Genomic DNA, 26687 nt, shown 5'->3' with positions numbered 1-26687 from the left:
GCGTCATGCAGGGCGCTCCCCCGCCAGATGCGATGCGCAGGAACAAGACCAACGCATTTGAGCCGCCGTATAAGCGCTGGGCGTTCCGCCATGTCCGAGAAACTTCACCGACCGCGGTAATCCACCTGCCTTAGCGCAACGCTGCGCGATGCGGCCCGTATCGCCGATGCAGTCCCGCGCGCACATGCCGGCGATGCCAACGTGGAGATCGCATTGCAGGCGCGCGGAAACCACGCATTCGCCAAGGGCCGGCTTGCGGCAGGCAAGCCTGGTTACGCATACGGTAACTACTGGTACCAGGTCGACGATGGCGACGGCTCGGTCGAGGCCGGCGGGCGGTTCGGGCAGAAGATGGAAAATGGCTGTCAGACCGTTACCGATACCAAGGGGGCCAAGAAAGGCCTATCACGAGGGCATGGCCCCATCTGCATCTGTCTGTCTTCGAGGAGAAACCATGTCACTAGATAAAGTCATGCTCATCCGGCATGCGGAAAAGCCATTGCCGGGCGGGGCAGGGGGCGTTGATGAATCCGAGAAACCTGACCCGGAAAGCTTGACTCCGCGGGGATGGCAGCGGGCCGGTGCATTGGTTCGGTTCTTCTATCCCCAAACAGCAGCTATCGGGAAGATTGCCACTCCAGATGTGGTTTACGCAGTAGGGGTAGGACCGGAAAGCCAAAGCAAACGGTCGGTGCAAACAATCAGTTCCCTTGCTGCTCTATTGAGGGCCGAGCGTTCAGCGCCATTCGTGTGTGATCACCTGAAGGACGACGTGGACGCGCTCGTAGCCGACGTAAGACGTCGAGATGGTACTGTCCTGGTCGTGTGGGAACATAAACTCATTGCGACTCTCGTGAACCTTCTGTCGGATGGCAAGTTTACGCCCATACCCTGGCCGGACGATCAGTTTGATATTGTGTGGGTTCTAGACCGTGCTGGTGCGAAGTGGGATTGGAGCGAGGTGCTGCAGAAACTGCTTCCAGAAGACTCGTCTTGAGGGCCATGGCCGAACGTGAATTGAAGTGACCTCTGCAAAGAATCTTCAAGCCCCCGCCGACCGCGACCGCCTGAGCCGCTCTGCCGACGCAACGCGGAAGTGCCGATAGCTATCCCCGTTGGTTCTTGGAAGCGCGGCCCGATATATTTCGTTCTAGGAGTTGGTCGTTGCGTCCGTGAATCAGCAATTTCACTCTTCTCCACGTCGCCAGTCGAGTGGCGACAGCAACGGCTTCTTCTCGTGACTGATATCTCGTTCGATCCCCGGTTCCTTCGATGACAATTTCCCATTCACGATCGTGACGGGCAACGTGGATGTCCCCTGGCATGGTGATTCTCTGAAAAATGCGAGGGGTCCCCCTCATTGGGAAGCCATTCCAGTGAACTAAAGATTAGCTTCCGGTTTGGTGGCAGTCATCTGGCCGCTTTGTTGTTCGCGTTGACCGCCGCGCTGATCCTGGTCTAACCTGATTGCGATTGCTTGCCACATTCGTAGCCCAGCGCGGCCAGATTGCCGCTTTCTTGTAACGCAAACGTCGTACCAGGGAGTCGTTGTCACCTCGTTGTTCGGGCGCATAGGGATCCCGCTGACCTGAAGCGCACTATCAGGGCGAGATGGGGCATTTCGGCCCTGAGTATGCGACCTGCGTCTTTGGCCACGGCGCTTCTGGGTACGCCGCGTTCTACAAAAAAAATTCCAAAATTACCGAGACTTCTCCGCGGGTAGAGCGTCAAACAGCTTGGCCCTCCTATGGATTCCATGTTCGACCCGTGCGAGCGCCGCATGGGAAGATGTTTTGCCGCATGCTCGTAGTTGGCGCTGGCCGGTAACCGTAAGACGTCAGACCAAGTGTGGAGCGCACAGCGAAACTGCACCGTATGGAAATCGGGGCGAGTGGCCCTCGACAGGCAGAGACCGACTGCGGATTCAACCGGTCGATGCAGGGAGACAAACTGCGCGTAACGGTCATATCACCCGGCTTCACGCGGACGAACTTTGCAGAATCGGTGACCAACCCGGAAGTCACGGCGCAAATCTCGCCTCGATGGACAAATTTGCCCCGGTGATTGCGTTTGCAATCGAACAACCGGCCGATGTTGACGTGGGCGAGATTATCGTCCGCCCCACGGCGCCGGGATAGGTTGCCGCCGCCGCAGCCGGCATTATCGCTTCTGGCTGGTAGCTGACATTTCAACAAGTTGGTCGGGTCGTTTGCATTGGCCGATGCGACAGGCATCGCGGCCTGCGAACGGCCGAAAGCTGAACGGAGCCGGCACCCGAATGTCGGGTCCACGACACTAGCGGATGGCTCTTCATGGCCGCCTTTATCCATTCCTGGTGAACTATTCACACAGCTTGTTCAGGCCTTACCGGCTAGTGCCTCCGGACCTCTCACTAAATCCATTTGTCCTTGGCCGTCACCTGCGCTGAAACTTCGATTGTCTTGTTGGCAACGCGATCTGTGACGGTGGCAACAAATACATACCTTCCCACGGGCTCTTCGTGATTGAATTCTAATGTCACGACGGAATCCCCGAGCTCAGTGATGCCGGGCTTCGGTGCCGCTCGACGAGAGACCGGGGTCGTACCAAAGTCATCGCTCGAACCGTTGGGTGAGACCAGGCGGTAGTTCACGTCCACATTACATCGCCCATCTTTACCAGGCTTACATCCGGCGAAAAGGAGCATGGTGCTCACCGACTCCCCCCGTTGTACAGTCTTCGTAGTGGCGAGGGTCGGCGTGCCCGGGCGGTTCCACGTGTCCCGAAACGTCTTAGCATCGCCTGTCAGCACAAGGTGTACGCCAAAATCGCCTGAGGACTTGCGCGCGTCGCTATCCGGCACCGGGCGTCCATTACCATCTATCCATCCCGCCATAGCCTGACACGAACACGTAAGAACGGCGGCCAACAGGAGTCTTCTCTTCATGGCAGTTGGTCCTGGTCAAAAGAAGGCCGCAGCCTTGTAGCCAAGGCAATATAGGGTGAAGCGCCGGATTGGCCATCCCTCCGAGGAGGTAGTTCTGTGGCGCAGCGCACCTAATGTCCCAGCTATTGGGACAGGAATCGACCCCACTACCGTCATTCGCCCCAGTACCACTCGGGCGTCAGCTTCAGAAATACAGAAGTCATTCAGAATCGTCGCCCGACTGGGAAAAAAAGCGCAACATGTACGCTGCGGGCGAGCGTCAATTGTTGGTGGCCATTCGCCCTTGTATAGCGCTTTGAGGATCCTGCATCGAGTCCATATATGGGCGAAGGTATGATTGCGTCCGACAGTAGAATCGCCCACCAGCGTCTACAACGGAGGCAGTAGGGATGGAAAGCAAGAGGCCCGGACATGATCGGAACTGTAGTGGTGAGAGCGGCACGCGATGCCGATTGGGCAGTCGCAGCATGCGGCAGGAAGGATTCATATTTGTCGCGCGCTGTGGCCATCGAAGCAGGGTTTAGGCATGCGATGAAGCATGAGGCGCTTCTCTGCATTCGCGGCAAAGCGTGCCCAGACTTCGGTGGCTATGTATCAGCGCCACTTCGGGAGTAGGACTGTGCCATACCAGCCATCAAAGAAGTCCCCAGCGCCTGCTGAGCCTGCCAAGGTCGCTTCCACCCCCACCACGGAAGCAACAAAGCGCGGCGTAAGGGGGACTGACCTAGAGAGTGAAAAGCTCATCCGGCAAACTAAGCGAGCCGTTCTGGCGAGTCGTGAGCTGATGGAGCGAGTGAACGGTCGGAAGGGTGACACCGGGCCTCCTGCAATTGGACCTTCAGATGTTCCTCCGGATACCACGCGGTGATTGCGCGATACCTTGGCTTGACCTCCACCGCCACGCCAAAAAAAAGAAAGCCGCTGCTGGCCGACGGGATGACTGCGAAGCCGTCGCCGATCTGTTGCGAGTCGGATCCCCATACCTCAGGCACCACACGCCCATGTCGGACGGCGCCTGATACCAGCGCCCCCCCCCCGCAGCACGCCGAGACTGTATCCAAGGAGACAAGTCATGCCAGGCAAAGACGCTCATGTTGTACCGCCCGGAAACCGCTGGGCCGTTGTGGCTGATGGCGGGCACGGGCGCTAAGCATTCCCCAAGCAGGCGGAGGTAATTACCTCCGGCACAAAGAAGGCCAAGCAGCGGCAGGTCGAACTCTTCATCCATGGCCGCGACGGCCAGATTCGAGAGCGCAACACATTCGGCCCCGACCCACGCGACATCAAGGGGGAAGGGGGGCTGCACTCTTCAGGAGCAGGCATGCGGCTAGCTGACTTCATTTTGCTGGACATGGAGCACATTTTGGCGGAATGGAGGGCTTTGCCACTACGTTGCTGCCGGCTGCACGGAACCTGAACTCTCTCGCCCTACGCGACAGCGCCCCACAAATCCTCCAGGCCATCGCCAGGGATCTATCAACCTCGCAAACGCAGGATGCTCAGCGCAAAAAGTCACTGGGGCGAGCCCCCACACTACCCAACGCGCCGGAAACTGCAGCGCAGACGCACGCCATCATGCGGGCGCGTTATGGCTTCAGCATTAACCAACTGGTCGCCGAGTACCGAGCTCTTCTCGCCAGCGTGCTGCGTCTGTGGATAGACGAGTTTGAGTTCGTCGCTGCCGATCTGGACGACATGGTCCGGTTCAACGAAGCGATCGATCAGGCAGTCGCAGAATCAGTAAATTTTTTCGATGTGGAAGTCTCGCAATATACTGCTCGGGATGCTTCCCGCTGAGCAGAGGCCCAGATCAGGAAGACAACAACCCGCGCGGCCTCGGGCTCGGACTGTATATCGCAAGCGAGATTGCCAAAGCCCATCACGGAACAATCGACACCCGGTCCGACCAGACCGAAACCGCATTTGACGTGCGTCTACCGCGTCGTGGGTAGCCGCCTCAACGAAGGCCTGAGTCAGCAAGCAGCTTCCTTCTTCCGGCGCGCAATGGCCGCCAGCGAAGCTGAATTGACGTTGGAATGTCCTTACGACGTGCTCGCGAGCGACGGCTCATGGCCGGGTGCGGCCCGACGCCAAGTGCAACCGTTTGTACCTCCTGGACCGGCCCGCGTAGGGCCTTAGCCGATCTCCAGTGACCCTTCGACTCATTGCAGACTCAACTGCCGCTTTTAAGCGTAGAGCGACCATCCGGTCGACTGAATCCGCGCGTAACTGTCCAAATGTTCTAATATCAAGGACTTACAAAAATCCGCCAAGTCTGAGGTTGTTGTTTCGGAGCTGAAACGTTTTTGCTAATTTTCGTTCGCCGGGATCTCCGCCTCGCGCAGATAGTGCCCGCTCATAAGCCTTCCTTCAACCTTGGTACGCAATCTGCATGCAACGCGATGGTCCTCCGCCGTCGGCGATGACGTACAGAGCCTAGGCCGAATTCGTCAGGGAACGGGCGAATCCCTAACCTAGTCATTGCGTTCCCGCATTTATGAGGAGACCGGTAATGATAAAGACCTCGCTATGCGTGCTTGCCTGCACCGTCTCCCTTGCAGCGCTAGCAGAGCCGCCGAAGATTGCGAGCGGCATCGTTGCTGATGGCGATGGCATGACGCTCTATACTTTCGACCGGGATACAGTGCCGGGCAAGAGCGCCTGCACCGGCAGTTGCTCGGCCAACTGGCCGGCTGCGCTCGCAGACTCGAATGACAAGCCGAGCGGCGAATGGGGTTTCATCGCCGCCGATCAAGACAGACATCAGTGGACTTATAAGGGGCGTCCGCTCTATCGCTTCTCCGGCGACAAGCAGCCTGGCCAGAAGAATGGCGACGGTTTCGGAGGCGTCTGGCACATCGTAAAGCCCTAGAGGGTACCGCCGAAGCAATTCGGTCAGGCACGATCTTGCCGCTTGGAGGTGGGGCTTGCGGCTCGGTTCTTGCGTCGGCCGATGTGCACGCCAAGCAGGAGCTCTCGATGTTTCAACACGTTGAAGAGCAGGTGCAGGCTGGAGTCGGGTGGCTTCGGCTGCTGGTGGAAACGCTTGGGGCGCTCATCATCGCCGCCGGCGTGGTGGTCGCCGTCATCGGCATTGTGCGCTACGCCGTTTTCAAGCGTGGCGGCGCCTTCACGCCAATTCGCCTGTCCTTCGCGCGTTACCTGACGCTGGCACTGGAACTGCAACTAGCGGCGGACATTCTCTCCACCTCGGTCGCGCCGACCTGGGACCGGATCGCCAAGCTAGCCGCCATCGCCGTGATCCGGACCGCGCTCAATTTTTTCCTCAGCATGGAAATGAAGGATGAAAGGGCCAGCAACGAGCCGGCGCTGGAGCAGCATGCCGAAGAACTTCCGACGGAACAGAGAGACCAGCCCCAATGAGCGGACCGCGGCGGCGATGTTGCGTTGACCGGTTGGATCGGACCGTGAAGCGCCGGCCGCAGCGACTTCCCGAATCTGACGATACAGAATCCGCTGTGCCCCTAACGGGCAATGCGCCGTGATTGCGTTGCGCTGGGGATAGGACGGAGTGTGATGGAGATCGGCACTTAGGAGTCATGGAGCACGTGTCGGCCTGCCTGGGCATGGCTCCCGGTTCGGCGCATCGCCTATAGGTCGAGATGTTTTCTATGTCAACCTTTTCAAGGTGCTCGTCGAGGAAGAACAAAGCTGAGTCGCTTATAGACTGCGGAGTCATGCAGCCTTTACGGGCTGCACGGTCCTGATTCTGACCAGCGTCCACATCGAGGAGGCCACTTCAGAACACCCGCACCGGGTTTTTATGGGTTGCTGGGAAGGTTATGTTGAGCGGGAAGGGCGAACGTCTGTCGGCACAGTCAGGCCCTCAGTCGGCCGTCCGCGCGAAAGCCGGGCAGGGGAGCACAGTCGAAATGGGCGGCGGCATACATGGCATTGCACGCCCAGACTTCGTCCCCGTGCTTATCGAAGATGACCCATTTGCCGTCGCTGACGCAGTGCGCGCCAGGGAAGACTTCGTCATAGCCGTTCTCCCCATCCAGCGGGAAGGGCGCGTGCGGCGTGGCCCAGTAGTGGCCGCTCGGTAGGGGCGCGATCGTCTTTGACATGCTCACAAGCTTGGTGTGGGGTTACACAAGGCGTGCTCCGCCTCTGCTATGACGAATCGGAAGCGGTGTCAATCCTGCCACGGCGTAGCGCCGTCTTGTTGCAGCTTCGTGTGGGCTCGCCATCTGTCACCTCCCGCTAGCCGTTGCAATTTCCATGGCACGATACCTTCAATTTGTGGCCCGCGCCTGCTGCGTCGGTGTCATCAATGTGATCGTCGCTATCATCTCCCGGCGAGTATATCTGCTTAATGTCGCGGAAGCCGGCAGAGCCGCGAGGATGAGAAGCCTGCGGCAAAGACTTTGATCCGCTGCGAGAAGTCGCCTTCACAACCGGCGCAGTTCCGCGGACACAGTGGATGCCGACGAACTGCTTCGGGCTCGTTGCAGGGAGTCTTGAGGCTGGTGCTCACGCCTTCCGCCGCTGTCCTTCAACGCCAGGGAAGCCACGGCGGATGCGGGGTTGGAATGGTTACTGAGGTGTGTCGCCCCGCTTCTTGAGCGCCGCCGCCACCCGTTTGTTCAGGCCCAACCGGTAGAGTGTTGCACCCACTTGCATAAACAAAGCCCGTTCGTGTCCAGTTCCGCTCGCGCGAACATAGAGTGCGTTGCGGATGACATCAGGGCGCGGGAACCGCGGCTTTGGTAAGCCGCGACTGATTATGGCTTTCGCAGCCGTCCGTTTCGGCCAGGTCGAATGGCCGCACTGAACTTAGTCCATTGAAGCTGGTGGTCGGGGAAGTGCGACGCCGCAGTTCCAACGAGCACCAGGCTCATCTATCTCCAGTCGACACGGCCTTCTTCGTGTGGTGTGGCATCACGAAGCCTTGCGCCGGCTCGTCGATCGCGATGGCATGAACCATTGGAGCGTAGACCGGCGTGACGTCGCCGAAGATCGTCGCGAACGACACATCGGCTGCGTCGCGGCCAGTGCCGATCCGCACGAAACCCATCGGAATGCCGGTTCTGGACGGATCGACGATGTACCAGCGTTCGCCGACATAGACTTCGACATAGGCGTGGAAATCGGGCGGACCCAGCGAGGGGTCCGCGCCGTAATCCGTGCCGGTGGTGAACCGCGCCGGGATGTTGACTGCACGGCAAAGCGCAATCATCAGGTGCGAGAAATCACGGCATACGCCGGCACGCTCAGTCAGCGTTTCGACGGCCGAGGTCCGCTCATTGGATGCGTTCGCAGTGTAGGTAAGCTGCTGCCGCACCCATTCCATGATGGCCTGTACGCGCTGATAACCCTGGGGGAGGCTACCAAACTCTTTCATCGCCAGTCGCAATAATTTGTCAGACTCGCAATAGCGGCTGGGATAGATATAAGCCAACGCCTCCAGTGGCAACCGATGGATCGGGATCTCCTGCAACTGATCGGGATCGGCCTGATGGTGCCGCAGGTCGATCGTGGCCCGGTACGATACCGCCAGGTCCCCAGGTTGGCCGCGCAATCGCATGTAGCGGTTGCACGTCTGCGTATCAGTTTGGATTTCAGCCTCGATTGGCTGGCTCAGCCACAGGTGCTCGCACGACACCAACTGGCATTGCGTGTGCGCGGCATGGATATTGAAGATAAAGTCGGCGCCTGGGGTATCGATGTGGTACGCCAGATCGATGTGCAACTCGATACGCACCCTGGTCGAGCAGGAGGTACTCATACCGGACACCTGCATTGCGGCAGATCCGGCAAGCGCGCTGCTGCACAATGGATGAAGTGCAGCTTGGCGACGGCACGCCGGGGCAGGACAAACGGATAGAAATCGTGCTGGCCCATCGCGCGCGACATCTCGTTCATCACGCCGGTGATCCGGATCCACCGGTGAAGCATTTCAAGGAACGCGTTCCCGTCGGGGTCTTTAGCCCACCACAGGTCAGGTACGCCGAAGGACTCAGTCTCACCATCCACCTGCAACGGCGCAATGCCGAAGCTGATAGCGGTATCGAGCGTGTCGCGAAGATGCAGATAGTGCGCCCAGCTTTCCGCCCAGTCCTCGAATGGATGGACACTCGCATAGGCGCTGACGAAATGCTGCGCCCAATCGGCCGGCGGGCCATGTTGATAGCTGTTCTTCAGTGCCGCCGCGTAGTCCTTCCGGTCGTCGCCAAAGATGCGCCGGCAGGCACCCTGCCAGTTGCTTCCCACGATCAGCCGCCACCAGTAGTAGTGGCCGACCTCGTGGCGGAAGTGACCGAGCAGCGTGCGGTAAGGCTCGTGCATCGCGACGCGGGCGCGCTCGCGAAACACGTCATCGGCCTCTTCCAGGTCGATGGTGATAATCCCGCACGTGTGTCCCGTCAGCACACGCGGTTGTCCGGGGAACCGACGCAGGAAGTCGTAGGCAAGTCCCCTGTCGCGGTCTTCCGTTACCTTGGATTTGACCGGCAAGCCAAGCCCGATGAGCTGTGACACCAGCCTGCGCTTGGCTCTTTCCAAGTTCTTCCACAGCGGAAAATTCTCGCTGCAGGACAAGTCCGGAATGGTACGGTTGAGCCGGCAGGCCTTACACAAGCTCGTACACCCCGTGTCGTCGTCGGGCTCGATCAGCCAGTTGCAGGACGCGGCGGTGGTGAAGTTGCCACAGCGGCGGTACAGCAGCGCGCTTGCCGCGTCATTGTTGACGATGCGCCAGGTGTCTGGTTCCGTCCCTGCTTGCAAGGGATACAAGCACCCCAACGATGGCGCATAGCCGAGCGGGGCTTCGCATGCTAGGCAGCGGTTGTTCCGGAAGAAGACTTGCTGTCCGCACGTGCACTGATACGCGCGAGGGGTCGCGACGGCGTGGGCGGCTCTCACGGAGGGCAGAGGCAGGTCGTTCAAAGTATTTGTCGGCCCCCCGGTTACTGCCGGCGTTCCGGAAACGCCGCAGGGTCGTCCTGATGTGCAGGTTGCGAAGTCAAAACAACGCAGGACCAGTAGGGGACCCGCTGAAAATACTAGAGACCTGCCATGCTCTGACCGGGGACCAGGCCATCGATGATTTGCTCTCCCGTTCTGACCGCCGCCCGCTTCGCGAGGCCCAGGCTTTCCCATTGTTCCGCGACCAGGGAAAAGACCTTCCCGCTCCCAGCGGCTGGTTCCTCGCCTTCGCGACAGATTACGACGGAGGCGCTATAGGAGCGGTCAGGCCGCCGCTCATGCCACTCGCGGGGCGGATCATAGCGGTAGACCAGCGGATAAAGGTCGAAACCCTTGTAGTTGGCGCTCGGCGAATTGTCCATTGTCATCTCCGTTGGACGGTTCTCTCACTGTACGCCTTTGCGCCCTGGCACGCAGGATTGCTTGAACTGCAATACGTCAGGCGCGCGGCGAACAGCCGCAGCGTTGAAGTCGTTCGTCGCTACCGCGCGTTGCGGAACCCTCTACCAGGTGGCTTCGGCAATCCCATAGACAAAGGCATACAGATTTTCCAGCGTGGGTTCGCTGGTGCGAAGCCATTGCTGACAGAACGCCGCGCATGCTTCATCCGAAAACTTCTGACCGCTCGCAACGTCGTGCAGCCGTCGCGCCCACGCCCGGGGGTTTTCACCATCTGACGCCTGGCTTAACGGGATCAGTAACGCCGCGACCGCGCTGATACGCTCGCTCCGCCTGCTTCGCCCACTGGCTGGAAAGCCCGCTGCAGCGAACCTCTACCTCTTCGATGCGCATCACATGCCTCATTGGAGGATCTTTCGATCACGATTTTGTACGGGAAACCCGGACTGACGAGCACGTGCTGTTTGTCAGCCACTCCGCGCTCCCGCGGAGCATCAGTGCGCTGTCGTCCAGGACTTCAGATGAACCGCTGAGTTCGATCCTGGGAACTTCGGGAAACAAGACCGAAACCAGCTCGTCGGCAACCTGATGGGAATCGAAGGGGCCAAAGCGATAGACCGATGCGCCATCGACCTCGGCAAAACACCATCCGCCATCCAATGCCGGAAAGAGAATCACGCTGTGACCTGTGAGCTGGCTAGCCATATAACCCCCCATATCTCCTGCGCACCCATGTGCTCGACTTCCGCGCACGCTCGCAGGACAGAAACGACGAACTCACATTAGGAGCTCATCTGCGACATGTCGGTACGCTATCGTGCAAGTTGTGCAATATTTGCGTGTGCGAAGGATCCGATCGGCCACTTTGCATCTCCAAGGGGCGCGTGACGCACCCATCCCTTCGGATGGAAGGTATATATTGGAATGCGCTGCTTGGATGTCTTTGGCCTGTCTCCCGTTTTGCCATCGACCGCGATCGCCAAAGGAAGCGAGATATGCTGCCCTTGGAAGCCTTGCGAGGGAACCATCTCTTGTCCGTTCTGCCAGATGCGGACTGGTCCCGTCTGGCAGTAAAACTTATGCCCGTTGACCTTCCGCTGGGCCGAGCCATCTACGAGTCAGGCGACCGCCTGGACTATGCTTTTTTCCCCACCACGTCGATCGTGTCGTTGCTGTATGTCATGGAGAACGGCTCGTCGGCCGAGATCGCCATCGTGGGAAATGAAGGCGTCGTCGGAATCGCCCTCTTCATGGGCGGAGAAACCATGCCGAGCCGCGCGATTGTGCAGAGTGCGGGAGCGGGCTTTATGCTCGACCGTACCGCAATGAAAGCGGAATTCAACCGTGGCGGGCCAATGCAACGGCTGCTCCTGCGCTATACGCAGGCACTGATTACACAAATGGCACAGACCGCTGTCTGTAACCGGCATCACTCCATTGACCAGCAGCTTTGCCGCTGGCTCCTGCTGAGCCTGGACCGTTTACCCACCAACAAGCTTCGCATGACGCAAGAGCTGATTGCCAACATGCTGGGCGTGCGAAGGGCGGGCGTGACCGAGGCAGCGCTGAAATTGCAAGAGGCTGGCCTGATTCACTATCACCACGGTTGCATCGACGTGCTGGACCGGCCTGGACTGGAGGCTCGCGTGTGCGAGTGCTACACCGTTGTCAAGCACGAGTTCGACCGCCTCCTTCCCAACTTGCAGGCGATCTGAGGGATTCGAAAGCGCTCTCCTGATTTCGACGCGCCGCTCCGATTCGAAGAGCGAGTAGCACGTGCTTGCGCTGTAGTTTGCCTTAGTCACGGCGTTGGCTTGCGCGACGTGGAGTCTACATGTTTCACTTCGTATATGGATGGAATGCAGTGAGCTAATGCTGAAAGCTCGGCTTATGCGTCGGAGCACCTGCGGCGCGAGGGCTACGAATTCTCGCTTCGGTCGGGCTATCCGACTGACATGACCCGGACAAGAAGGGGCCGGTGTAGGGACAGAGGGGGCAGAGCTGTCGTTCAAGTGTCCGCGCAAACGTCTGGCCCATCATCTGGCCGGAACCGGTCCTCGAAACAACGCGAGGTCCCCTCGCGCAGTCGACACCACTTCTAATGGGCTGTGGCATGGTTGGCAGTGCACCCCAGACTTCAACGTCGTCCTTATAGAACATGCCCATTTGCTGCGCTGACGCAATGCGCGCCGGGAAGACTTCATCGTAGCCGTTTGCAGTGTCCAACGAAAAGGGCTACGTAGTGCCCCCTCGGCAGGCGCGCAATCACGTTTGGCATGGCCATCCGGGGTTACACACGGCGCAGTTTCACCCCCCACTGCCATGGCATAGCACAGGTTTGCGGCACTTTCGTGCAGGAGCGCGCACGGTGAGCCGTTGCTCTCGGCCGGAAGAAACTTCCTGCACTTCGGCTGCAGTAGTGGTGGTGAGCGCGGCGCCGCCGCAATCTATACGCTTGTTGCGACAGCCAAACTAACGGTCTCGATCCCGAGCTTACCTGTGACATGTCATTGCTCGCATTGCCGAGCACCCCTTCAATCGTGTCAGCGAATGACTGCCATGGGCCGTGGCTGATCAGCTTCGCTAGAGCGAAGCCTAAAAGGTGTTGACGGTCGGACGCTCGTAAGCGCCCGGTGAACCCGTCTTGACGGGGCTACTCACGGAGGACGGAGGCAGTCCAGCGATGTGGCAGGAGCTCCGCGATGTCGGCGGTCTTCTGGGTTGGCAGTCGCGTAAGCACGTCTTTCAGGTAGGCGTAGGGGTCATGCCATTGAGCTTCGCCGACTGGATCAGACTCATGACTGCGGCTGCGCGCTGGCCAGCGCGCAGCGAACCCGCGAACAGCCAGTTCGATCTTTTATGAAAGGGCTTTCATAACAGGGCCGGCTGGCTGTTCTGCGACACCGTGGCTGGCGCCAACGCATCGGCCAACTTGTATTCCCTGGTGGAAACTTGCAAGGCCCACAAGGTCGATCCGTATCCATATCTCGTTGCGGTGTTCAAAGCTCTGCCTCTGGCAGTGACCGCCGACGACTACGAGGCCCTACTTCCTTGGAACCTCATGCCGTCGTCGATGGCCGTCTAACATCAAGCCGACTCGGGCTGCAAGACGCTGTCAAATAACCGCTTACGAAGGAACTGTTAAGTTGATTCTAGCGCTTCGACTGGCCAAGGGCCGCTTACCTGTGTGAAGGTGATGGTCGAGTGTCCGCGCGTCCATGGAGTCGAATGGCGTTTCCTGGCCGGTAGCAGCTCGTCCCCTTGACGATTAACTCAGGTCCTTATCTGCGGAGACGCAAGTCAGCGCAGTACGCGATAAGTCGACTGCACCAGGCCTGATGGAAAGTGCCGGCTCGATTCGAGCGCCAGACTTACGTCGTGCAGCAGGGCGCCGAACAAAGGTCTGCCGGTCCCGATCAAGACCGGCACGGTGGTGACGACCAGGTCGGCGATCAGTCCATCGCGCAGGAATGACTGGACCAACTGACCGCCATCGACGTACACACGACGTACTCCCGTGGCCTCCAGTTGCGACATCGTATCCGCGGGCGTGCGATCCGAGAAGCGCACCTTTCCCTGGAGCGTTTCTGGCACTGGCGTGCCTGCCAGCTTTCGGGACAGCACCAGCACGGGCTTGTCGTAAGCCCATTCGCCCATGGTGAGGACTTTCTCGTAGCAACCCCGGCCCATGACGATCGTGTCCTTGTCGGCGATGAAGTCCGGATAGCCATGGTCTTCGGCCGGGTCATCCCGCTCCAGAAGCCATCCGATGTCGCCATCGGGTCGGGCGATAAAGCCGTCAAGGCTGGTAGCAATAAAGACGTGTCCAGTAATCATTGTTAGTGCCTGTGAGTTGTCGCTTCCCGACCCCTTTCGGCCATTCGGCCCGTCGCCGTCCCGACGGCGGATCTCAAGCTACAACGGTCACGAGGTAAGCGTCCGCCCAGTACCGTCTAGACGTTGAAGTTCCCCACCGAACGACAGACGGGGGACCTATGTCAGAATCCGCTAGTGATCAGGATGGTTACCGTAAGGGGCCAAGGCGACGCTTCTCAACAGAGCACGCCAGATGGTAAAGACGCTGGTGTCGTCAGCAATGTCGCCGCGTCCGAGTAGACCGTATGGGCACGCTCAGTACTGGAGAATCGATGGGCGGAGTGATTCGCTAGGCTCCCCCGGTGGAGTCTGTGTTATCTCCGCCTGGGCGCAGGCTCGAACGCCCCCTCGGCTAGTGCAACACCAAGCCGTAGTCTGGAATGGTCATTTAGCACCTTCACGATCAGCGCTCGATACTCTCGCTGGGCAGACACTGAGCCTCGCAGAGCGTCCAAGAGCTGGAGTGCCATGGTGACCTCATGACCGTCCGCGCGCAGCTCTCGCACAAGGGCAATCTGGCGGCGAATCCGTTGGCGTCCCTCCGTGATATGCCGGGTGCTCATTTCGAGATCCCGAAGCTCCGTCTTAACGTCAAGCACATGACTTCTCCCGACTGAATCCCCCCCTAAGAATAGGACGTTGCATAGACGTCTCGCTGAAGGGAATTGGTTGCCTGCCGGAAGACGGGCTGGCTGAGATAACTGCCTGGCGGCCTGCCTAGCAACGTGCGCCCAACGACACATCGCATGTCGGGCAGAACCCGATAGTCATCCATGCCAGAGGCGGCAGAGATTGGCAACATCAACGTTTTAGGTGAGGTGTCCGGCAATGAAACACACACGCTTACGGGACCACCTCTCTGCATTGTTGCTCGATAACACTGCGCCGCATAGGCGCTGGAAGCTGCATCAGAACAGTGTCCGTGAGACGGTAGCGCGAAGCCGCCGGCTCGTGAGGGCAAGTATGGCTCTGCTATCGGAGATTGGGTGGTACGGTCCGAAGCAGTGGTTGCAGTCGTGATCGGGGCCGCGCCAAGCCGGGAGGAGCTGAGCGACCGTCGGCGCCGGGTTGGATAACCCAGCTTCGTCCGAAATGCGCCAGTGCCGAACAGACAGTCACGTGCCTACGCTAGAATCAAATTAACCAGTTCCTTCTAGCGCGAGGGAGGCCTCGAATGCAGTTACTCCTTAAATGGCTCCAGTCCGAACGCCTAACAAGACTCGACAGCCATATTGCCGAGTCGCGCAGCCGAGTCCGCGAGCAGATTGGGCGCGTAAGAGAAGCAAAACTCCATGATGGAGACGTTGGACTAGCTCTGCTTGCACTTCGCTATATGCGCCACAGCCACTCGGAGCTTCTGCTCCTCCGGCGGCGGATCCTCTGGGAGTAGCAAACGCTGATCGAGTATCGATCAGCGCGGCCGAAGCACAAGCTGGCGCGCATGGTCTACTTCATGCTGACCCGCGGCGAGGCCTTCGTCGATCAAGGCCAGCAGCGCTACGAGGAACAGCAGCGCCAGCGCAGCATCGCCGCGCTCAAACGCCGCGCCGCCGCGCTCGGCTTCCAACTCAATCCCGTGGCGGTGGCCCCTGAACCCAACCGCCCTCAGTCTGGTTTCTCATGAGTCTGTGGCAAAACGGGGCGGTCGCCTGCACGGGAGCCGCAATCCCCCGCTTGAACTCAAACGTAGGCTGGCAGAAGCTGCGTGCGTGCCAGGCGTGTCTTTTTCAAAGCTAGCGCTGGAACACGGCCTGAACGTGAACATGGTCTTTCGCTGGCGTCGCATGTATAGAGCAGGCGATTTCGGCCCGCCTAAGGTTGTGAACGACCCACTGCTGTTGCCCGTCATGGTTGAGGCACCCGCAGTCGAAGGATCGGTCGAGGTGCCTCCTGCAGGGAACCAATGTGATCAGCCGGAAGCATCGCCCACCGGAGTCATACGGTTGCAACTGGCCAAGGGACAAGTGAGCATTGAAGGCCGGTCCGATCCGGAAGTCCTGCGCACGGTGGTGCAATGCCTGAGCCAATGATGGGACCGCCGGAAGAGCTACAGTCTCTCAAGCAGACTTAGGACGGCATCCTTCGGTTGAAACCGATGGGCCGTGGTTCCTTGGATAGCTGCCTTGTCCAGGCCACGTCGCATCATTTCGACATCCGCCGCGGCGTAGCGATGCTGAGGCAAACGTGGCGATCTGCTCAAGTGCCTGTATTGGCGCGATGGCGGACTGTGCTTGTTTGCCAAACGGCTGGAATGGGGGCGCTTCGCATGGCCGCGCGCCGAAGGTGGGGTAGTAGCTTTGACGAGCGCGCAACTTGGCCTACTGCTGAAGGGATTCGATTGGCGGCAGCCCATCGATGCCGCCCGTCCTTGCAGTGCTTTGCAAAAGTCTGTGACAACGCACGTGAGGGGAGATGCGGGCGCGTAAACTGCCTGCATGAACTCCAGCGACGCTTCGCTTCCGGACGACATCGACGCCTTGAAGGCGCTCCTGCTCGCGCGCGAAGCGGCGCCGCGCGAGCGTGACAGCGACCTGGAAGATCTGCGCGACAGCGTCGCGACGCTTCAGAGGACTCTCTCGGACCGAGCGCTGGAAATAGAGAGCCTGAAGCTGTGGATCGCCAAGCTCCAGCGAATGCAGTTCGGGCGCAAGTCCGAGAAGATCGATCGCCAGATCGAGCAACTGGAATTGCGCCTTGAGGATCTGCAGGCCAACGAAGGCACGACGGCTCTCGAGGCGCGCTGCGGCTCTGACTGACCTGCCGAATGGTCATGAGCATGTGCGCGTCTGATCTCCGCTGACGCAAGCTCGGACAGATGTGCGCTTCCCGTCGTGGGACCGTGACTGATTGCGGAAACACAATTATCTGCGCCAGACTGGCTGTACAGAGCAAGCAGCCGGGGATGATCATGACTTCTCGAAATATCCACGTCATGCCGGATCACGATCGAGGCTGGGCTGTAACCGTGGAAGGCCCGAACGGTGCCACCGTCCTGTTCCCAACGGAAGCCGAGGCAATCGCTGCTGGCACGGACGCGGCGAAGCAGGACAGAGTCGAGCTCTTCATCCATGACCGTGATGGCCGGATCCGTGAGCGCAATTCCTTCGATCCTGTGAAGCACTGCCAATCATGACGACGCGGATCCTGTGGGTGAGCCGCGCCGCCTCCATGGCGCAGTCCTGTCCACTAGCAGGATCGGCCGATGACTCGCCCGCATCCGCGCTGGGGCGCGAGCAACGCGAGGCGGAAGGGTCCGGTCGCGACTCCAGGGACAGGGACCCTCACGCCTGGAGCCATACGAAGATATGGGTTGGACGAAATAATTCCCTTTGCCGAAGACTAAGCGCGTATGCTGGGGTTGCCAACCGGCAAGCAATGGAGCAGGAATTTCTCATGGCAAAAAGCCAACTACGCGGCAACCGTGAAGCGAAAAAGCCGAAGCAACCCAGGAAGCCTTCCGTTCCGGCAACCCCGTTCAGCAAGATTCAGTCGCGGGTTCGGAACGACGGTCTCGACAAGAGGAAGCCGTAAGCTTCCCCGGCAAGGCGCAAAATCACCGCAGGGCGATACCTCTGAATTCAACGAATGCCGACCGATGAGGGAGGCACACCATGATCCACGCTGACACAGGCCCTGCATTCCGAGGCCTGCCACTTACCGCCGAGCAAGACTCGGAGGTTCGCCACTATCGGAACAGAAAAATGAGGCTTGGCAAGCCATGGGATACCCCGGAACTACGCGGAATGCTCGAAGACATGTTGCTGCCTCCGAAGACCGAGGACGGTGGCAGGGAAGATGTTCTTCTGGGGCCGTCGGCTGCCGCGGAACGTGCGGCATCGTTTGTCGACGACGCCATGGAACCGATTGCGGCATACGAGGATTGGAATGCCGCCATGGAAATCGAGGGGATGAAAGGCGAGGCGCGCTGATGCCGCTTACCAGGTGGAGATGGCGCTTGTCGTTGCGAGCGGCAGGCCAATCCCGGCAGCCGAGTCGGCCATTGGCTGGATTTCGATAAAGGGCCGCTTCGATTCGACCTTGCCGAATATGGCGGCAAACGGAATATCGGCGGCATCGCGGCCGGTGCCGATGCGCAGCAGGCCAGTCGGAATGGATACCCCCGAGGGGTCGAGCAGGTACCATCCGCCCGACAGGAACACCTCGACCACCGCGTGAAAGTCCGGCGCGCCCATGGCGGGATCTGCGCCATAGTCCACGCTGCTGGACATACGGGCGGGAATACTCAGGGCGCGGCAGATCGCGATCATCAGGTGGGAAAAATCCCGGCATACGCCGGTGCGCTCGACAATCGTATCGATCGCCGAGGTGCGCTCATTGGTGGATCGCGAAAGAAAGCGCACATGGTTGCGCACCCACTCCCGAATCGCATACACGCGCGAATAGCCGGGGCGCATGCCGCCAAACTCGCGCATGGCGAACTCCATCATGCGGTCGGATTCGCAATACCGGCTCGGCGCGAGGTACGAAAGGACCTCGAAGGGGAGTTCGGCGACGGGTACCTCCGTGAGTGACATACCATCGTCCAGGCGATGATCGATGTCCACCACAGCTTCATAGCGGATGGCCAGCGGGCCCTTGTTCGCACGTATCCTGAGCAGGCGGTTGCAGAGTGGATCCGTGTAGCGAGCGGCGTCAACCGGTGGCGTGAGCGCCAGACGCTCTGAGACAACGGACTGTCTTGCGGTCTTCGCAGCTTCGACAATCAACAGAAAGTCTCCTGTAGGATCCAGGATCTCATAGGACAGGTTTACCGAGTACCGAAGACGGTTCATTGCTGACCTTGTGTCGACATGGGGGCGGAGACGGTGCCGGCCGCGTGAACGGCTCTGGCCATAATCTCAGTGTAGCGCCGGAAGCCGACGGCAGGTCCGCGTCAGCGGGCACCGAGGTGCGGCGCAGCGCCTGCCTGATCAATTTGTAAGCGGGTTAGGACGGTGTGCATCGCCCCCCTATACTGATAGGCAGAGCGTTTTCAGTAGCCATGCGCTTCTGGTTCGCCTATCACTCGTTCCCGGGCCTTCCCCCTCGATGACGTCTTAGGGCTGGTGACTCCTGAAGTCACTCACGGGGATCCCTGGAAAATTCATGCAAGATGCCGCGCGGCGACCGCCGTTCGCTCAGTCCCCCAGTAGTCAAGTCAGTCAGTCTTTCGCCGGGATCGATGCAACCGATGTCTGGCGAGGGAGACGCTTCTCCGCAAGACCGGTTGCAAAGGCTCTTCCGCGTTTCAGACTGGCGGAGCCAACCTTTCATCGTGATGACGATGCCGTAACAATTTCCAGCAATGCGATATGGGTGGAAATGATTACCCGTTGGCAATGGAAGATCAGTGCCCGCGACGGTGACAATTTTTCAACACTGCTGTCGCTAAGCCAGCCTGGCAAGCGATGAAGGAAGATATCGTGCCGAAAGAATCTGCAGAGACCACTTACCGGACCATACATGTCACACGCCTTCTACGAGACCGCCAGGTGGGCAGGCCGCCGAAGGGAAAAAACCAGCGATTCGGAGTCATGCGATTGGCAGCGTCCCGGTGGCATCAGGCAATTACGCTGCTGATTGACTGGGATCGTGCTGTCAACGAAGGCTGGCCAGACCTGCGGTCACCGTCCTGCACCCGCACCAGGGCCATCAGGAGCATGGGCCGCAGTCATCAAGCAAGCATCCGCCGGCTCGCCGGAAATGGAAACTGAGATTGCGTGAGGTAATTTCATGCGTACGCTGCTGTATTTCAGTCTGAGAGACAAGGCTGCCGCGCGACTGGCACAAGCGCGACTGGGCGATCTGGCCGGCACCCCGGCACTCGTCGCAGGGCCGTGGTTTGTCCAGCGCGACAATCAGCCCGTCGACGGATTGCCGAGGATCGACGTCGGTCAGACCACGTACCGGGAAGAGGCGGCGATCACAGGAATCTTCGTCGGCGCGATCGTCGGCGCGCTTGTCATCTTCAGATACGGCGTTTCCGCCGGCGCCAGTGCCACTGCCGTTGCGTATGTTGGTGCTGTCATGCTTGGCGCCATGATCGGATGGTGGGTCTGCGGATTGGTCGGCGGCAAGATCGGTCGCCTTGCACTGTGGCGGCAGAATGCGCATCTTGCACCGGGCCAATTGCTGATGACCGTCAGTTGCGATTCGCGATCGAAGGAAGCCCTGAAGCAGCTCATCAACGAACTGGGCGGCGTCGGGGTCGACGAGCATAGCGATCTGATGCCGAATTTCAGATGGCTATGACTGCCGCGTCGGGTCGACCGTGTCGATGCGCTCCCGGAAACGTACGTTACGCGGCCTGAACGAGAGGGGGAGCCCGAACTGCCTCCAGGAAGTTTGACGGTCAAATTGCTGGGTGCCTATGGTTGGGCATCGATGCAGCGTTTGACTACGGAGAGGCAGAGGCTCGCGATGACATTGCTAACCTTGTCGCCAAAAATCGGACACGTCCCGGCATAGGCGCGTATGCTCGGTGATGAAAGGAGACCAACATGTCTCAGAACAACGCAATCTACAAAGGCTTCCGGGTATCTGCGCGGGTGCGTCACGCACCCGGTGCAGTCCCCGGCGGCGATTTGGTTCAGCCGCGCTTCCTCGCTACCGTAACGATCACACAAGTTAGTACTGGAATGGGTTCTCGCAGACAGTTGCCACCCATGATCCAGCATTTCGCAAGCGCGCCGCATGCTGCCATCGCGTTGGCCTTGTCGTCAGCCAGGGACGCGATCGACGGCATGTCGACGTTCGTCAAGGCGAGGTAGCCCGTCGGCCGTGTCACAGGCTCAGATCGAAAGAGAAAGGGGAGGCACCATGTCAAGACAGCTCAAGAACAAGGCCGAACTGCGCGCCATGCTTCGTGCGGAACAGGAAAAATTCTCTGAATGCGAGGGCACTTGCTTTGGCGACGTGTTCTGGCATGCCGCGGATGTCGGAGGCTGCAATTGGAATCTGTCAACCATGGAGGGCGGCAGCAGCGCCGCATGCCTGGAGGCGATCCGCCCGTTCGCTAGCCAGCTACGCGAGATGTACAACGTGCCGGACGAAGGAAAGTAGCGAGCTTCGGCTGAAGCAATCCACCTGAAACGCGCCTCTTTGCGGGCATAGGCCGCACTCCTGTTTTTCGTCAGGGGTATGCGTCTGTAGGGGGGAAGTTTTATTCTGAAGAAGGGTTTAAGCGTTTTCGATCAAAGACCGGCTAGCGACTCACCTGCGACTTGGCCTTCGATAATGTGTTCGCCGTGTTGCGTGGCCGCACGCTTCGCTAACCCTAGGTCAGACCAGTGCATATCTGGAACGTGGAACACGCGCGCGCTTGTGCCGCCAGGTGGTTCACCTTCCCGGCAGATGACCACGGACGCACTGTATGAGCGGTCTGGCCGGCGCTCGTGCCATTTTCGAGGTGCGTCGAATTTGTAGACCAACGGGTAGATATCAAAGCCCTTGTAGTTTGCTGCAGGATAGTTGTCCATCGTCACTCCAAGTATGGGTAGGTTCCTGTACGTCGCTTTTCGGAACGTCGTTCGGGTATTCCATCAAGATTTGAGACTATCCACGGTGGCCTTACTTTATGTCTTTTCTGAGTCGCAGCGGAACAACTCATGGAATCGGCTTGTGCCTCTCCAAGGCGATACACGGCTGCGCCTCAAGCCAAGCCATGAATAATATCGACAGCGAACTTTCCATAGTGGACGGCTGCCTGCTCCGCCGCCGTGCGCGTGTAGTAATCATCCTCTTCGTCGAATGATTCACAAAACATTCGATCGTCCCTGTCCGCTGTATAGCGGATGGCCATCATATAACCCCATTTCGGCCCAGGAGCGCCCGTGCGAATAGAATCGCGGGAAGCCTCGAATGCCGCGACATGTATGTACATGCCTCGATATTCCTGGCACAGCCAACTCATTCGTGCCCGCATGGTTGGCGCTCGTCAACCAGCGTATGTCTTAGTTTATTATGACCATCTTTGCAACGGCACATACCATCACCAGTAATGAGGTGGAGTAGGTGACCGCACTCAGCCAATGGAGCGTTCTGCTCGGCATTTCGCTTCGTCGTTGGTACCACCCAAATAACTGCGAGAGGACAAATAAGATAAAACTGGAGAAGTAGATTGCCAACAAACGCTTCCCTCCATAAATGAAAGGCTTTTCTCTACGGTCAGCGGTTCAGCTATCCCGGGTGAGAGATGGCTGGAGAGAAGAGAAGCAGGCTAACCAATGCTGGCTGATGCGTGGATTCGCGCGCTTCGCGTTGCTATGCACGGGGCTACCGCGCTCCAGGTATTCCGGATCAGGGATGTACTCGTCTCCGTGGTTGTCTTGCGGCAATCCACGCCTCAATAAGTGCGGCGCAGCGAGAAGATCAAGGAGACGGCATTGAAGACGCGCGCTCCGTAGAGGCGGACGAGTCAATGCGAGTAGCATGACTGCTTGAAGATCCTGCACAATCAGTTATACGGAGCTTTCCCACCGTAGTCAATGAAACTCTATCGCTCGAATCTGTAAGCGGTCAGACCCAGGGCGGGGTGATGTTGCTCTGCGCACTCGGATCGAAATGACGCTGTCGTGTAAGGAGGGCCGCTCAGGAGCGCCTGTGCTATGGAGTGCGCGGAGCATCGAGGGAACACTTCGGTACCCGCGGCAGGCAGCCTTGCGAACGGGTTCCAGCCGACGTGGCTGGTCGATGGTTTAAGGCAATGTGCGCGTTCGCGAATGCGTAGCTGCCTGGTGCCAGCAGGTTAACGTGTCAGGCTGGCGTCTGCTCGGTCGTGGCCGTTCCACGTCAGGCGCCACGCTATATTTGGGGTCTTCTCCACCAGTCCATGGTCCTGCAGGAGCAGGAGATGGTGGGATAGCCTGGACGGCTCGACATTGCCGAGGGCCTTGCCAAGCTGAAGATCGGTCATCGAGGCCTGGACCTCGGCGCGTAGCGCCAGGAGGATTCTGTCCAACAAAGACTTGTCTCGCTGCATCTTGCACCTCGGATCTTATTGGCTTGCGCCGTGTATTGTTGCTTCGTGGATGGGAGTGCTATGTGGGGCCAAAGGTTGTGCTCTCGTTCGGGCCTGGATGAAGAGGAAGATGACCCCATTCCAAGGTGGCGTCAACAGTGGTCGCTATTTCGGGAGCGCGGAAACGCCGGATTCGCTCAGGACTTGTGACGATAGTTTATGCGACCCTTTGTCAGATCATATGGCGACATTTCGAGCGTGACGCGATCCCCCGCAAGAATACGTATGCGATTCTTCTTAAGCCGCCCGGACGAATATGCCCAAACCTCAAAGCCATTCTCCAAGGTGACGCGAAAGCGGTTATCCGGGAGGACTTCCGAAACCTTTCCGCCAAATTCCACCAGTTCTTCTTTAGCCAAGGATGCTCCTTTCTGTTTCAGTGAATGCCACGCGATGACGTGGAAGGGGTTGTAGCTTGCCGATGCGGGGACGGTTGCAAGCGTATGTGCGCCACTGCGCTTTCCCCTGCGTGGCGGGCGGCTTGCCTGGCCTTGGCTTCGGTATTGTGCGTGGCATGGCGCATCGAGACGTTCGCGACGATTCGTTCAGAGCCGTCCTTGTACTCGGAGATCATGTAGTTCGCGAACCAGACGCCAGGCTCTTGTTGGATGGGGTAAACGGAAACGGTGAACGGAGTAATGCCGGGATTCAAATTGTTGCCTGTTCGGACGGCGCTCGATCCCGGCGGGCGTGTCCTGCGTTCCCATGCGGGGGAGTTACGCGCGTGCCCGGTGATCGGTTGCCATTGCAGAAAGTCAGTGTCGCATCCTGCGCATCATCGCAGGCGGGGAAACTGGCGTGGGATTGACCGTGCTTGCGCTACCCAGCACGCCTGGTACATGCGTGCTGGTTACGGAGCGGACGTGCCGCGGGTCGGAAATGATTGCGGCTGTTTGTTGCCGCGAAAGGTTCGGGTGTACACCCGTGCTGCCGCCGATACTCTTCTAATGATGATGTTTGGCGGACGGCGAATTTGACATCGACGACTGTCGACGGTGGCGAATAGTACCACTTCCGGAGATTTCCTGCCGGGTGGGCTGTCCGGGCAGGTACTGCAGCTCCGGGGCGATTCCATGGAATGCAGGATCCATCAAGCCCGATCACCTTACCGGATCATGCCTCGGTCAGAGGCAGCAGGATGTCGGCATACCAGGCGGAATTCAAGCCCAGGGCTTCGTCCAGTTCAAAGTCCCGGGAGCCCACGTCCAGTCTCGCCGAATGGGTGCCGAGCAGCATCCACGGCAGCGCTCGCGTGGATGCATCGGTCCTGGGCATGCGCATGACCACCGGTGCTCCACTCGTGCCGCGATGCGTCCTCGCATCGGTCAGGAAGTAGCCATGGCCCTGAAAGCGCATGCCGAACGAGGATGAAATGACTGCCTGGCGCACGACTGGCAAATGATGAAGCGTGTCATGGAAGCCCAGCGGGAAGCCGACGATCAGCACCGGAGTGCCTGCTTCGATGAGGTCACGTGGCCGGTAGAGGTGGGCCGGTGTAAAGGCCCGGTAGACCATACTCGACGGCAGAGCGGTGCGGTCGAGTTCAACCACGGCCACGTCGATGCCGCCGCCACCATCAATCCCGTCGCGCCAGACACTCTTGCCGTCGCGATACAGTGGAATTGAGAAGCCGATGGACTCTGCCACGTTGTCCGGATTGACATGCAGCTCTATCTCGATCCGGTCTGGAAAGTGCTTGGTCGGCTCGTCGATCAGCACATGCCGGCTTGTCACAACGAACAGACGCTGCCCTCGCTTGAAGAAAAAGCCAGTGGCGTTTGTCTTTGCTTGTTGATCCTCGAATGTGGCAACGCGCGTGACGGCCAGCAGGATCGATTCGATCATGATTCGGTGGTTACTCCCTGCTTGCTCAACAACATCGTTGGAATGCGCCGGGGTTCAGTGACTGCCAATTCGATCGCCGTCCTTGCATGAAAAAATCGTGCTGGTGTTGGCACCCATCCACTACAGACTTGCGTTCAAGGCGCTACCTTCGCCTGTCTCTTCGCTCAACACCCGCGACCAGCCTTGTGGACCGTTGTCCTTTGCTTCGCGGTAGCGCCAGATCGCGCCACAGTCGGAGCAGCGGAATGTGCTGATAGTGACCGTGGCAGATCGAGGAATCTTACTTCGTCGTGTATCGATGATGTGCAACGCCAGATGTCCAGGGGCATTGGAGGAGGCACGCGCCACTGCAAGACAGTTTGCGCAGAGTAACATACCGATCTCTTGTGCTGGAGGGATCCCACTGTAGCACGCATCGCGGAACAATCCTGCACCCTTTCGCGGACGTCTTCAGCGTATTGCCCTGGTAAGTACGCTTCGATTGCCGCGAGATCTTCATTGACCATCATGCGGCATGCCTGTATAAGAATTAGTGCAGGATCTTCAAGCGTAACCTCGAAGCGTTAGGTACACGCCCCGGCGGCGCCACTTTCTCTCCATGTTTCCTCCTTGATCGTCATGCCTCGCTCGCTTTTTTGGCTAGGCGAGAGTTTTTAGGGAGTCCTCACATGGAAACCGGTACTGTAAAGTGGTTTAACGATTCAAAGGGTTTTGGCTTCATTACGCCTGATGCAGGCGGAAATGACCTGTTCGCCCATTTCTCCGAAATTCAGGGGAACGGGTTCAAGTCGCTTCAGGAAGGCCAGAAAGTGCGCTATGTGGCTGGTGTAGGCCAGAAGGGTCCGGCCGCGACCAAGATCGAACCGATCTAAGTCGACCGTCTACGGTACGCAAGAAGCCCCGCCGGGAAAGCCGGTGGGGCTTTTCCTTTATGGGTTCACCGTGATGGGTCGGGAACAGGTCTTGAAGTCGGAGGCTCCCTCCGAAACTCCACGATCGCCATCTGGCGCAAGCACGACATTCGACCACATCGGCTCGATACCCACATGGTGTCCAACAATCCCGACTTTGAGGCCAAAGCCGCTGATGTCATCGGCCTGTACCTGAACCCGCCGGCGCATGCAGTGGTGTTCTGAGTGGATGAGAAGACCGCGATTCAGGCGCTCCATCGCAAGGACCGGATGCTGCCGCGGTCGCCCGGACGCGCCGAGAGCCATGGCTTCGAATACAGGCGCAACGGCACCCTGAGCCTGTTTGCCGCATTGAACGTCGCCACCGGCGATGTGCTCGGCAAGACCGCGCCACGCCCCATTAGCGCCCGGTTCGTCGCGTTCCTCGCCGAGGTGGTATCGACGCAGCGTGCCGGGCAAGAGATTCACGTGATCTGCGACAACGTGAGCAGCCACAAGACTAATGCTGTTCAAGCGTTTCTGGCTGACCATCCGAGCGTCATGACGCAACCCCCCACGTACTCATCGTGGCTGAATCAGGTCTAGAACTGGTTTGCCCGTATCCAGCGTGACGTCATCACGCGTGCGTGTTCACCAGTACGAAGGACCTCGACAAAATGCTCATGCGCTCCATCCGTCAGTACAACAAGCTGGCCGCTCCGCTGAAATAGAAGTACGCCGATCCAACGCGCCGCATCCGGTGCGATTCTTCTGGTTCAGTGGA

Annotated in this window: 27 protein-coding genes and 9 pseudogenes; 20 read left to right on the top strand and 16 right to left on the bottom strand. The window is 59.1% G+C overall.

Annotated features, from left to right (window positions below; translation table 11 throughout):
* Positions 1 to 454 precede the first annotated feature (454 nt).
* Positions 455 to 997, top strand: coding sequence for a phosphoglycerate mutase family protein (locus tag AC3FKG_RS11605; protein WP_488743145.1), 543 nt, complete (start codon positions 455 to 457; stop codon positions 995 to 997).
* Between the two features lie 109 nt (positions 998 to 1106).
* On the opposite strand, the gene AC3FKG_RS11600 is transcribed toward AC3FKG_RS11605, so the two are convergent.
* Positions 1107 to 1325 (bottom strand): DUF2188 domain-containing protein, encoded by a 219-nt coding sequence (locus AC3FKG_RS11600; protein WP_488743144.1) that lies wholly within the window; start codon positions 1323 to 1325, stop codon positions 1107 to 1109.
* Between the two features lie 1067 nt (positions 1326 to 2392).
* Entirely contained in the window at positions 2393 to 2632 is a 240-nt protein-coding gene (locus tag AC3FKG_RS11595) for a hypothetical protein (protein ID WP_488743143.1), read from the bottom strand.
* Between the two features lie 1459 nt (positions 2633 to 4091).
* On the opposite strand from AC3FKG_RS11595, the pseudogene AC3FKG_RS11590 reads away from it, so the two are divergent.
* The 4 genes and pseudogenes from AC3FKG_RS11590 to AC3FKG_RS11575 all read left to right on the top strand — a co-directional run.
* Positions 4092 to 4178, top strand: a pseudogene (locus AC3FKG_RS11590) (DUF2188 domain-containing protein); the annotation flags it as partial.
* A 69-nt stretch (positions 4179 to 4247) separates the two neighbouring features.
* Positions 4248 to 4730 (top strand): annotated as a pseudogene (locus tag AC3FKG_RS11585) (RsbRD N-terminal domain-containing protein); the annotation flags it as partial.
* Positions 4731 to 5438: 708 nt separating this feature from the next.
* Positions 5439 to 5798, top strand: coding sequence for a COG4315 family predicted lipoprotein (locus tag AC3FKG_RS11580; protein WP_488743142.1), 360 nt, complete (start codon positions 5439 to 5441; stop codon positions 5796 to 5798).
* 35 nt (positions 5799 to 5833) lie between these two features.
* A complete protein-coding gene (locus AC3FKG_RS11575) occupies positions 5834 to 6310 on the top strand; it encodes a DUF1622 domain-containing protein (protein ID WP_488743141.1) in 477 nt (158 codons plus the stop codon).
* A gap of 455 nt (positions 6311 to 6765) precedes the next feature.
* On the opposite strand, the gene AC3FKG_RS11570 is transcribed toward AC3FKG_RS11575, so the two are convergent.
* From AC3FKG_RS11570 to AC3FKG_RS11550, 5 genes are all read right to left on the bottom strand, one after another.
* Positions 6766 to 7014: a hypothetical protein gene (locus AC3FKG_RS11570; RefSeq protein ID WP_488743140.1), complete on the bottom strand. Its 249-nt coding sequence runs from the start codon at positions 7012 to 7014 to the stop codon at positions 6766 to 6768.
* Positions 7015 to 7784: 770 nt separating this feature from the next.
* The gene (locus AC3FKG_RS11565) at positions 7785 to 8675 is read right to left on the bottom strand and encodes a transglutaminase-like domain-containing protein (protein WP_488743139.1); all 891 of its coding nucleotides are present in this window, start codon (positions 8673 to 8675) and stop codon (positions 7785 to 7787) included.
* Positions 8672 to 9811 (bottom strand): zinc-binding metallopeptidase family protein, encoded by a 1140-nt coding sequence (locus tag AC3FKG_RS11560; RefSeq protein ID WP_488743223.1) that lies wholly within the window; start codon positions 9809 to 9811, stop codon positions 8672 to 8674. Before AC3FKG_RS11560 ends, AC3FKG_RS11565 begins: the two co-directional genes overlap by 4 nt.
* Positions 9812 to 9951: 140 nt before the next feature.
* Positions 9952 to 10236: a hypothetical protein gene (locus AC3FKG_RS11555; protein WP_488743138.1), complete on the bottom strand. Its 285-nt coding sequence runs from the start codon at positions 10234 to 10236 to the stop codon at positions 9952 to 9954.
* Between the two features lie 457 nt (positions 10237 to 10693).
* Positions 10694 to 10978, bottom strand: a complete 285-nt coding sequence (locus tag AC3FKG_RS11550) for a hypothetical protein (protein ID WP_488743137.1) — start codon at positions 10976 to 10978, stop codon at positions 10694 to 10696.
* A gap of 290 nt (positions 10979 to 11268) precedes the next feature.
* Here AC3FKG_RS11550 and AC3FKG_RS11545 point away from each other — a divergent pair, with 290 nt between their 5' ends.
* Both AC3FKG_RS11545 and AC3FKG_RS11540 read left to right on the top strand, forming a co-directional pair.
* Positions 11269 to 11988 carry a Crp/Fnr family transcriptional regulator gene (locus tag AC3FKG_RS11545; protein WP_488743136.1) on the top strand — a complete coding sequence of 240 codons (720 nt, stop codon included), beginning with the start codon at positions 11269 to 11271 and terminating at the stop codon, positions 11986 to 11988.
* A gap of 657 nt (positions 11989 to 12645) precedes the next feature.
* Positions 12646 to 12827: pseudogene (locus AC3FKG_RS11540) on the top strand (IS66 family transposase); the annotation flags it as partial.
* Positions 12828 to 12926: 99 nt separating this feature from the next.
* Here the strand turns inward: AC3FKG_RS11540 and AC3FKG_RS11535 are convergent.
* Positions 12927 to 13129, bottom strand: a pseudogene (locus AC3FKG_RS11535) (transposase domain-containing protein); the annotation flags it as partial.
* Positions 13130 to 13151: 22 nt separating this feature from the next.
* Between AC3FKG_RS11535 and AC3FKG_RS11530 the strand changes: the two are divergent.
* Positions 13152 to 13358 (top strand): annotated as a pseudogene (locus AC3FKG_RS11530) (transposase domain-containing protein); the annotation flags it as partial.
* Between the two features lie 215 nt (positions 13359 to 13573).
* Here the strand turns inward: AC3FKG_RS11530 and AC3FKG_RS11525 are convergent.
* Positions 13574 to 14110: a dihydrofolate reductase family protein gene (locus tag AC3FKG_RS11525; protein ID WP_276098661.1), complete on the bottom strand. Its 537-nt coding sequence runs from the start codon at positions 14108 to 14110 to the stop codon at positions 13574 to 13576.
* 1465 nt (positions 14111 to 15575) lie between these two features.
* On the opposite strand from AC3FKG_RS11525, the pseudogene AC3FKG_RS11520 reads away from it, so the two are divergent.
* From AC3FKG_RS11520 to AC3FKG_RS11495, 6 genes and pseudogenes are all read left to right on the top strand, one after another.
* Positions 15576 to 15773, top strand: a pseudogene (locus tag AC3FKG_RS11520) (hypothetical protein); the annotation flags it as partial.
* A 4-nt stretch (positions 15774 to 15777) separates the two neighbouring features.
* Positions 15778 to 16179, top strand: a complete 402-nt coding sequence (gene tnpA / locus AC3FKG_RS11515) for an IS66-like element accessory protein TnpA (RefSeq protein WP_488743135.1) — start codon at positions 15778 to 15780, stop codon at positions 16177 to 16179.
* A gap of 159 nt (positions 16180 to 16338) precedes the next feature.
* Positions 16339 to 16575 (top strand): annotated as a pseudogene (tnpB, locus tag AC3FKG_RS11510) (IS66 family insertion sequence element accessory protein TnpB); the annotation flags it as partial.
* 9 nt (positions 16576 to 16584) lie between these two features.
* Positions 16585 to 16887, top strand: a pseudogene (locus tag AC3FKG_RS11505) (transposase domain-containing protein); the annotation flags it as partial.
* Positions 16888 to 17051: 164 nt separating this feature from the next.
* Positions 17052 to 17282, top strand: coding sequence for a DUF2188 domain-containing protein (locus AC3FKG_RS11500; protein ID WP_488743134.1), 231 nt, complete (start codon positions 17052 to 17054; stop codon positions 17280 to 17282).
* Positions 17283 to 17760: 478 nt separating this feature from the next.
* Positions 17761 to 18078 (top strand): hypothetical protein, encoded by a 318-nt coding sequence (locus tag AC3FKG_RS11495; protein ID WP_488743133.1) that lies wholly within the window; start codon positions 17761 to 17763, stop codon positions 18076 to 18078.
* Between the two features lie 6 nt (positions 18079 to 18084).
* Here AC3FKG_RS11495 and AC3FKG_RS11490 read toward each other — a convergent pair whose 3' ends face one another.
* Positions 18085 to 18942, bottom strand: a complete 858-nt coding sequence (locus AC3FKG_RS11490) for a transglutaminase-like domain-containing protein (RefSeq protein WP_488743132.1) — start codon at positions 18940 to 18942, stop codon at positions 18085 to 18087.
* A 313-nt stretch (positions 18943 to 19255) separates the two neighbouring features.
* Here AC3FKG_RS11490 and AC3FKG_RS11485 point away from each other — a divergent pair, with 313 nt between their 5' ends.
* From AC3FKG_RS11485 to AC3FKG_RS11470, 4 genes are all read left to right on the top strand, one after another.
* A complete protein-coding gene (locus AC3FKG_RS11485) occupies positions 19256 to 19561 on the top strand; it encodes a hypothetical protein (protein ID WP_488743131.1) in 306 nt (101 codons plus the stop codon).
* 321 nt (positions 19562 to 19882) lie between these two features.
* Positions 19883 to 20401, top strand: a complete 519-nt coding sequence (locus AC3FKG_RS11480; RefSeq protein WP_488743130.1) for a hypothetical protein — start codon at positions 19883 to 19885, stop codon at positions 20399 to 20401.
* Between the two features lie 248 nt (positions 20402 to 20649).
* A complete protein-coding gene (locus AC3FKG_RS11475; protein ID WP_488743129.1) occupies positions 20650 to 20919 on the top strand; it encodes a GTP cyclohydrolase in 270 nt (89 codons plus the stop codon).
* Between the two features lie 49 nt (positions 20920 to 20968).
* Positions 20969 to 21211, top strand: coding sequence for a hypothetical protein (locus AC3FKG_RS11470; protein WP_488743128.1), 243 nt, complete (start codon positions 20969 to 20971; stop codon positions 21209 to 21211).
* A gap of 131 nt (positions 21212 to 21342) precedes the next feature.
* Here AC3FKG_RS11470 and AC3FKG_RS11465 read toward each other — a convergent pair whose 3' ends face one another.
* From AC3FKG_RS11465 to AC3FKG_RS11440, 6 genes are all read right to left on the bottom strand, one after another.
* The gene (locus AC3FKG_RS11465) at positions 21343 to 21627 is read right to left on the bottom strand and encodes a hypothetical protein (RefSeq protein WP_488743127.1); all 285 of its coding nucleotides are present in this window, start codon (positions 21625 to 21627) and stop codon (positions 21343 to 21345) included.
* A gap of 173 nt (positions 21628 to 21800) precedes the next feature.
* Positions 21801 to 22031 carry a hypothetical protein gene (locus AC3FKG_RS11460; RefSeq protein WP_488743126.1) on the bottom strand — a complete coding sequence of 77 codons (231 nt, stop codon included), beginning with the start codon at positions 22029 to 22031 and terminating at the stop codon, positions 21801 to 21803.
* Positions 22032 to 22895: 864 nt separating this feature from the next.
* On the bottom strand, positions 22896 to 23108 hold the full coding sequence (locus AC3FKG_RS11455) for a hypothetical protein (RefSeq protein WP_488743125.1): 213 nt from the start codon (positions 23106 to 23108) through the stop codon (positions 22896 to 22898).
* A gap of 197 nt (positions 23109 to 23305) precedes the next feature.
* The gene (gene infA, locus AC3FKG_RS11450) at positions 23306 to 23527 is read right to left on the bottom strand and encodes a translation initiation factor IF-1 (RefSeq protein WP_488678797.1); all 222 of its coding nucleotides are present in this window, start codon (positions 23525 to 23527) and stop codon (positions 23306 to 23308) included.
* Positions 23528 to 23544: 17 nt separating this feature from the next.
* Positions 23545 to 23820 (bottom strand): isochorismatase, encoded by a 276-nt coding sequence (locus tag AC3FKG_RS11445; RefSeq protein WP_488743124.1) that lies wholly within the window; start codon positions 23818 to 23820, stop codon positions 23545 to 23547.
* A gap of 461 nt (positions 23821 to 24281) precedes the next feature.
* The gene (locus AC3FKG_RS11440; RefSeq protein WP_488743123.1) at positions 24282 to 25013 is read right to left on the bottom strand and encodes a S1 family peptidase; all 732 of its coding nucleotides are present in this window, start codon (positions 25011 to 25013) and stop codon (positions 24282 to 24284) included.
* Between the two features lie 668 nt (positions 25014 to 25681).
* On the opposite strand from AC3FKG_RS11440, the gene AC3FKG_RS11435 reads away from it, so the two are divergent.
* A complete protein-coding gene (locus AC3FKG_RS11435) occupies positions 25682 to 25885 on the top strand; it encodes a cold-shock protein (protein ID WP_010812830.1) in 204 nt (67 codons plus the stop codon).
* Between the two features lie 129 nt (positions 25886 to 26014).
* A pseudogene (locus tag AC3FKG_RS11430) lies at positions 26015 to 26634 on the top strand (IS630 family transposase); the annotation flags it as partial.
* Positions 26635 to 26687 lie beyond the last annotated feature (53 nt).

The sequence above is a fragment of the Cupriavidus sp. 22TCCZM04-2 genome, from assembly GCF_057798895.1.
Note: the sequence above shows the minus strand (reverse complement) of the source record. Positions and strands in the feature narration are given on the sequence as shown.